Source organism: Kitasatospora sp. NPDC058965 (assembly GCF_042741245.1).
Classification (GTDB): domain Bacteria; phylum Actinomycetota; class Actinomycetes; order Streptomycetales; family Streptomycetaceae; genus Kitasatospora.
The window spans coordinates 1-6726 of record NZ_JBHYKG010000401.1; the positions used below are offsets into that span (position 1 = coordinate 1).

Annotated in this window: 6 protein-coding genes; 3 read left to right on the forward strand and 3 right to left on the reverse strand. The window is 74.0% G+C overall.

Annotation, left to right across the window (positions count from 1 at the left end; all coding sequences use genetic code 11):
- Positions 1–339 precede the first annotated feature (339 nt).
- The gene (locus ACFW1A_RS36855) at positions 340–1344 is read right to left on the reverse strand and encodes a stage II sporulation protein M (protein ID WP_380417350.1); all 1005 of its coding nucleotides are present in this window, start codon (positions 1342–1344) and stop codon (positions 340–342) included.
- Between the two features lie 206 nt (positions 1345–1550).
- Between ACFW1A_RS36855 and ACFW1A_RS36860 the strand changes: the two genes are divergently transcribed.
- Positions 1551–2669, forward strand: coding sequence for an RDD family protein (locus ACFW1A_RS36860; RefSeq protein ID WP_380417352.1), 1119 nt, complete (start codon positions 1551–1553; stop codon positions 2667–2669).
- Positions 2670–2685: 16 nt separating this feature from the next.
- Here the strand turns inward: ACFW1A_RS36860 and ACFW1A_RS36865 are convergent, their stop codons facing one another.
- Positions 2686–3315, reverse strand: coding sequence for a hypothetical protein (locus ACFW1A_RS36865; protein WP_380417354.1), 630 nt, complete (start codon positions 3313–3315; stop codon positions 2686–2688).
- Between the two features lie 96 nt (positions 3316–3411).
- Between ACFW1A_RS36865 and ACFW1A_RS36870 the strand changes: the two genes are divergently transcribed.
- Entirely contained in the window at positions 3412–4041 is a 630-nt protein-coding gene (locus ACFW1A_RS36870) for a hypothetical protein (protein WP_380417354.1), read from the forward strand.
- A gap of 16 nt (positions 4042–4057) precedes the next feature.
- Here the strand turns inward: ACFW1A_RS36870 and ACFW1A_RS36875 are convergent, their stop codons facing one another.
- Positions 4058–5176, reverse strand: coding sequence for an RDD family protein (locus ACFW1A_RS36875; protein WP_380417352.1), 1119 nt, complete (start codon positions 5174–5176; stop codon positions 4058–4060).
- Positions 5177–5382: 206 nt separating this feature from the next.
- Here ACFW1A_RS36875 and ACFW1A_RS36880 point away from each other — a divergent pair, with 206 nt between their 5' ends.
- Positions 5383–6387, forward strand: coding sequence for a stage II sporulation protein M (locus ACFW1A_RS36880; RefSeq protein ID WP_380417350.1), 1005 nt, complete (start codon positions 5383–5385; stop codon positions 6385–6387).
- The last annotated feature ends 339 nt before the right edge of the window (positions 6388–6726 follow it).

Below are 6726 nucleotides of genomic sequence, written 5' to 3' on the forward strand. Positions count from 1 at the left end.
CTGGCGTTGACTTTTGGCACGCTGTTGAGTTCTCAAGGAACGGACGCTTCCTTCGAGTTGATTTCTCAACCCTCCGGGCTTCGTTCTTTCGTGTTCTCAGCTTATCAGACCCGATTCGCACCGTTTTACCGGTCGATTTCTCATCCGAATTCCCGCTGAGCGAGGGGGCCGACCGGGTCGCATCCTGCTGGACGCCTGACCGCAGCTTGGCCGTGTCGTAGACACTACGCTCGGACCAGGCTGTTTGTCCAGCCCGTCCCAACCGTTCGAATCTACTAGCCGGTCAGTTCCGTGTCAACGGTTCTGTCGGCGAAGGAAAGACTACCAGCTCGTGACGGGTCATCCCGCCACGGGCTGCAGGTCGCCGCGGTCGACCGACTCCAGGTCGCCGGTCTCGCCCTCGGCCGCGGCTCGGCGGCCCAGTACCAGGGCGTAGACCAGGAAGAGCAGCTCGGCGGTGACGCCGATGCCGATCCGGGCCCAGGTGGGCAGACCGGACGGGGTCACGAAGGCTTCCAGCAGGCCGCTGACGAACAGGACGACGGCCAGGCCGATGGCCATGCCGATGACGGCGCGGCCCTGCTCGGCCAGGGCGACCGAGCGCGGTCGGGGGCCGGGGTCGATCACCGTCCAGCCCAGGCGCAGGCCCAGCCCGGCGGCGACGAACACGGCGGTGAGCTCCAGCAGGCCGTGCGGGAGCAGCAGGCCGAGGAAGAGGTCGAGGCGGCCCGCCGAGGCCATCAGGCCCAGGCCGACGCCGAGGTTCAGCACGTTGGTGAAGAGCACCGTCAGCACGGGGATGCCGAGGAAGACGCCGAAGACCAGGCACATCGCGGCGATCCAGGCGTTGTTCGTCCAGACCTGGGCCGCGAAGGAGCTGGCGGGGCGGTCGCTGTAGTACGCCTCGTACTCGCCGCCGGGGCGGGTCATCTCGCGCAGCTCGGCGGGGGTGGCCAGGCTGTCCCGGACCTCGGGGTGGGTGGCGACCCACCAGGCGACCAGTGCCGCGCCGAGCAGCGAGACCACCGCGATCGGTATCCACCAGCGGCGGGAGCGGTACAGCGCCGCCGGGAAGCTGACGGTGAAGTAGCGGGCGGCGTCCCGCCAGCCGGCCGCGCGGCTGCCCGTAACGGCGGTGCGGGCCCGCGCCACCAGCGTGGTCAGCCGGCCGACCAGCGCCGGGTCGGGGGCGGTGGCCTGGACCCGGGCCAGGTGGCCGGTGACCCGCTGGTACAGGGTGACCAGCTCGTCCACTTCCTCGCCGTTGAGCCGGCGCTGCCTGCTGAGCGTCTCCAGGCGCGCCCACTGGGCCTGGTGGGCGGCGACGAAGACATCCAGGTCCATGACGGCTCTGCTCCCTCGGACGAACGGCGACTCGGTGGACGGGCGACGCGGCGGACACCCGGTTCGGCGGGTGCGGGCCGGCGAACAGGTGGACGAAGCAGGCTCAGCTTGCCAGAGTCCGTACCGGGTGGGACGGGCCTTCCCCGGCATCGGACGGGTCCGTAGGGTTGGCGCGTTACGTGATCGAGTGGACGGGGCGGGGTTCAGTGAGCGACCTGGTGACGGGGGAGGCCGTAGTCCTCGGCCTGCGGACGGCGAAGTTGCCGAGCCGGGCGTTGGCGCAGTTCCTGGACCTGCTGGCGGAGTTCGCGGTCTTCCTGATCGTGGTGCTGGTGCTGGCGGCCACGCTGGACCAGTTGGACTCGGCGGCCGCCGCCGCGGTGATGATCGCCCTGATGGTGCTGCTGCTGGTCGGGGTGCCGGTCGGGTTCGAGACGCTGAGCCACGGGCGGTCGCTGGGGAAGATGGCGCTCGGGCTGCGGGTGGTGCGGACGGACGGCGGGCCGATCCGGTTCCGGCACGCGCTGGTCCGCGGGCTGGTGGGGATCTTCGAGATCCTCATGTTCAGCGGGGTGCCGGCGGCGATCACGTCCCTGGTGAACGCGGACGGCCGTCGACTCGGCGACATCTTCGCCGGCACGGTGGTGGTCCGGGAGCGGGTGCCGGCCGGGCAGCAGGGGGGCGGGCCGACGGTGGCCCCGCCGCCCCAGGTGATGGCCGCACTCGGCGGTGAGCTGGTCCGGCTGGACTTCTCCGCGGTGCCCGAGGGGCTCTGGCTGGCGGTTCGCCAACTGCTCGGCCGCACCGCCGAGTTGGACCCGGCGGTGGCGCTGCGGATGGCGATGCAGCTGGCCGGCGACCTGTCCGCGCGGGTGCACTGGCCGGTGCCGGCCGGGCTGCACCCGGCGCTCTACCTCGGCGCGGTGCTGACCGAGCGGCAGCGCCGGGAGTGGGAGCGGGCCGCGGCGGCCGGCGCGTTCGCGCCGCCGGTCGTGCCCGCGCCGTACGGGCCGTACGCGCCCTCCCCGCAGCCGGCCGCCCCCTTCGGCCCGCCGGCCGGGTACGCCGCGCCCGGGCCGCAGCCCGTCCAGTACGGTCAGCCCGTCCAGTACGGCCACCCGGTGCCCGCGCAGCCTCCGGTCGGGCCGGCGACGGGTGTCCCGCAGCAGGCCGGGCAGCCGCAGGACGCGCCGCCGGCGATGCAGCCGATGGCGCCGCCGCCGGTCATGCCCGCCGCCGCGCCGCCGGTCGCACCGAGTGCGCCGGTCCCCGCTCCCCCGGCGCCCGCCGACGAACCGGGGACCGGCTTCGCGCTGCCCGGCTGAGCCGGTCGGACCCCGCTCAGCCCCGGGCCGGCCACGGGTTCGGCGGTGACTCCAGTTCCTCCAGCTCCAGCCCCGGCGCGGCCAGCACCACGTCGCCAGCCAGGTGGACCTCCTGCAGCTCGCCGGTCGCCAGGTCGGTCAGCTGGTACCGCTCGACCCGCAGCGGCCCGCTGTCGGTGGGGTGCTCCTCGACGCCGGCCAGCCGCCAGCCCTGGTCGACGGTGCGCGGGGCCAGGGCCGCGCCGGTGAAGGAGACCAGCCGCACCCGGGCCGTGCCGCCCTCGGCCAGGGCGAGCAGCCGGGCGGTGGCGATCAGGAAGGCCGGCGAGTCCCCGGCGAAGCCGTGCGCCCGGTCGTGCCCCTCGGTGGCGGCGGCGCCGGCGGGGTCGGCCGGGTCGGTCCGCACCCAGGCCACGCCGTCCACCGCTCCTCCGCGCACCTGCCAGCCGCCGGCCCGCAGCTCCATCCGCAGCGGGCGGCTGCGCGAGTCCAGGGTGAGGTCGCAGCTGCTCAGCACCGTGCCGTCCGGTGCGTAGGTCTTGGACACGTACCGCCAGCCGGCCGCGCCCGGGGCGCAGCTGAACCGCTCCTCGCCGAGCGGGCTGCCGTCGTGCGGGTCGTGGTGGGAGTAGCGGCCGTTGGGCATGGTCAGAGCCTACGTGCCGGGAAACGGCGCGGGGCCCGGTACCGTCCGCGGACGGTACCGGGCCCCGCGCCGTTTCCCGGCACGTAGGCTCTGACCATGCCCAACGGCCGCTACTCCCACCACGACCCGCACGACGGCAGCCCGCTCGGCGAGGAGCGGTTCAGCTGCGCCCCGGGCGCGGCCGGCTGGCGGTACGTGTCCAAGACCTACGCACCGGACGGCACGGTGCTGAGCAGCTGCGACCTCACCCTGGACTCGCGCAGCCGCCCGCTGCGGATGGAGCTGCGGGCCGGCGGCTGGCAGGTGCGCGGAGGAGCGGTGGACGGCGTGGCCTGGGTGCGGACCGACCCGGCCGACCCCGCCGGCGCCGCCGCCACCGAGGGGCACGACCGGGCGCACGGCTTCGCCGGGGACTCGCCGGCCTTCCTGATCGCCACCGCCCGGCTGCTCGCCCTGGCCGAGGGCGGCACGGCCCGGGTGCGGCTGGTCTCCTTCACCGGCGCGGCCCTGGCCCCGCGCACCGTCGACCAGGGCTGGCGGCTGGCCGGCGTCGAGGAGCACCCCACCGACAGCGGGCCGCTGCGGGTCGAGCGGTACCAGCTGACCGACCTGGCGACCGGCGAGCTGCAGGAGGTCCACCTGGCTGGCGACGTGGTGCTGGCCGCGCCGGGGCTGGAGCTGGAGGAACTGGAGTCACCGCCGAACCCGTGGCCGGCCCGGGGCTGAGCGGGGTCCGACCGGCTCAGCCGGGCAGCGCGAAGCCGGTCCCCGGTTCGTCGGCGGGCGCCGGGGGAGCGGGGACCGGCGCACTCGGTGCGACCGGCGGCGCGGCGGCGGGCATGACCGGCGGCGGCGCCATCGGCTGCATCGCCGGCGGCGCGTCCTGCGGCTGCCCGGCCTGCTGCGGGACACCCGTCGCCGGCCCGACCGGAGGCTGCGCGGGCACCGGGTGGCCGTACTGGACGGGCTGACCGTACTGGACGGGCTGCGGCCCGGGCGCGGCGTACCCGGCCGGCGGGCCGAAGGGGGCGGCCGGCTGCGGGGAGGGCGCGTACGGCCCGTACGGCGCGGGCACGACCGGCGGCGCGAACGCGCCGGCCGCCGCGGCCCGCTCCCACTCCCGGCGCTGCCGCTCGGTCAGCACCGCGCCGAGGTAGAGCGCCGGGTGCAGCCCGGCCGGCACCGGCCAGTGCACCCGCGCGGACAGGTCGCCGGCCAGCTGCATCGCCATCCGCAGCGCCACCGCCGGGTCCAACTCGGCGGTGCGGCCGAGCAGTTGGCGAACCGCCAGCCAGAGCCCCTCGGGCACCGCGGAGAAGTCCAGCCGGACCAGCTCACCGCCGAGTGCGGCCATCACCTGGGGCGGCGGGGCCACCGTCGGCCCGCCCCCCTGCTGCCCGGCCGGCACCCGCTCCCGGACCACCACCGTGCCGGCGAAGATGTCGCCGAGTCGACGGCCGTCCGCGTTCACCAGGGACGTGATCGCCGCCGGCACCCCGCTGAACATGAGGATCTCGAAGATCCCCACCAGCCCGCGGACCAGCGCGTGCCGGAACCGGATCGGCCCGCCGTCCGTCCGCACCACCCGCAGCCCGAGCGCCATCTTCCCCAGCGACCGCCCGTGGCTCAGCGTCTCGAACCCGACCGGCACCCCGACCAGCAGCAGCACCATCAGGGCGATCATCACCGCGGCGGCGGCCGCCGAGTCCAACTGGTCCAGCGTGGCCGCCAGCACCAGCACCACGATCAGGAAGACCGCGAACTCCGCCAGCAGGTCCAGGAACTGCGCCAACGCCCGGCTCGGCAACTTCGCCGTCCGCAGGCCGAGGACTACGGCCTCCCCCGTCACCAGGTCGCTCACTGAACCCCGCCCCGTCCACTCGATCACGTAACGCGCCAACCCTACGGACCCGTCCGATGCCGGGGAAGGCCCGTCCCACCCGGTACGGACTCTGGCAAGCTGAGCCTGCTTCGTCCACCTGTTCGCCGGCCCGCACCCGCCGAACCGGGTGTCCGCCGCGTCGCCCGTCCACCGAGTCGCCGTTCGTCCGAGGGAGCAGAGCCGTCATGGACCTGGATGTCTTCGTCGCCGCCCACCAGGCCCAGTGGGCGCGCCTGGAGACGCTCAGCAGGCAGCGCCGGCTCAACGGCGAGGAAGTGGACGAGCTGGTCACCCTGTACCAGCGGGTCACCGGCCACCTGGCCCGGGTCCAGGCCACCGCCCCCGACCCGGCGCTGGTCGGCCGGCTGACCACGCTGGTGGCGCGGGCCCGCACCGCCGTTACGGGCAGCCGCGCGGCCGGCTGGCGGGACGCCGCCCGCTACTTCACCGTCAGCTTCCCGGCGGCGCTGTACCGCTCCCGCCGCTGGTGGATACCGATCGCGGTGGTCTCGCTGCTCGGCGCGGCACTGGTCGCCTGGTGGGTCGCCACCCACCCCGAGGTCCGGGACAGCCTGGCCACCCCCGCCGAGCTGCGCGAGATGACCCGCCCCGGCGGCGAGTACGAGGCGTACTACAGCGACCGCCCCGCCAGCTCCTTCGCGGCCCAGGTCTGGACGAACAACGCCTGGATCGCCGCGATGTGCCTGGTCTTCGGCGTCTTCCTCGGCATCCCCGTGCTGACGGTGCTCTTCACCAACGTGCTGAACCTCGGCGTCGGCCTGGGCCTGATGGCCTCGGCGGGCCGCCTCGACCTCTTCCTCGGCCTGCTGCTCCCGCACGGCCTGCTGGAGCTCACCGCCGTGTTCGTCGCCGCCGGGCTGGGCCTGCGCCTGGGCTGGACGGTGATCGACCCCGGCCCCCGACCGCGCTCGGTCGCCCTGGCCGAGCAGGGCCGCGCCGTCATCGGCATGGCCATCGGCCTGGCCGTCGTCCTGTTCGTCAGCGGCCTGCTGGAAGCCTTCGTGACCCCGTCCGGTCTGCCCACCTGGGCCCGGATCGGCATCGGCGTCACCGCCGAGCTGCTCTTCCTGGTCTACGCCCTGGTACTGGGCCGCCGAGCCGCGGCCGAGGGCGAGACCGGCGACCTGGAGTCGGTCGACCGCGGCGACCTGCAGCCCGTGGCGGGATGACCCGTCACGAGCTGGTAGTCTTTCCTTCGCCGACAGAACCGTTGACACGGAACTGACCGGCTAGTAGATTCGAACGGTTGGGACGGGCTGGACAAACAGCCTGGTCCGAGCGTAGTGTCTACGACACGGCCAAGCTGCGGTCAGGCGTCCAGCAGGATGCGACCCGGTCGGCCCCCTCGCTCAGCGGGAATTCGGATGAGAAATCGACCGGTAAAACGGTGCGAATCGGGTCTGATAAGCTGAGAACACGAAAGAACGAAGCCCGGAGGGTTGAGAAATCAACTCGAAGGAAGCGTCCGTTCCTTGAGAACTCAACAGCGTGCCAAAAGTCAACGCCAG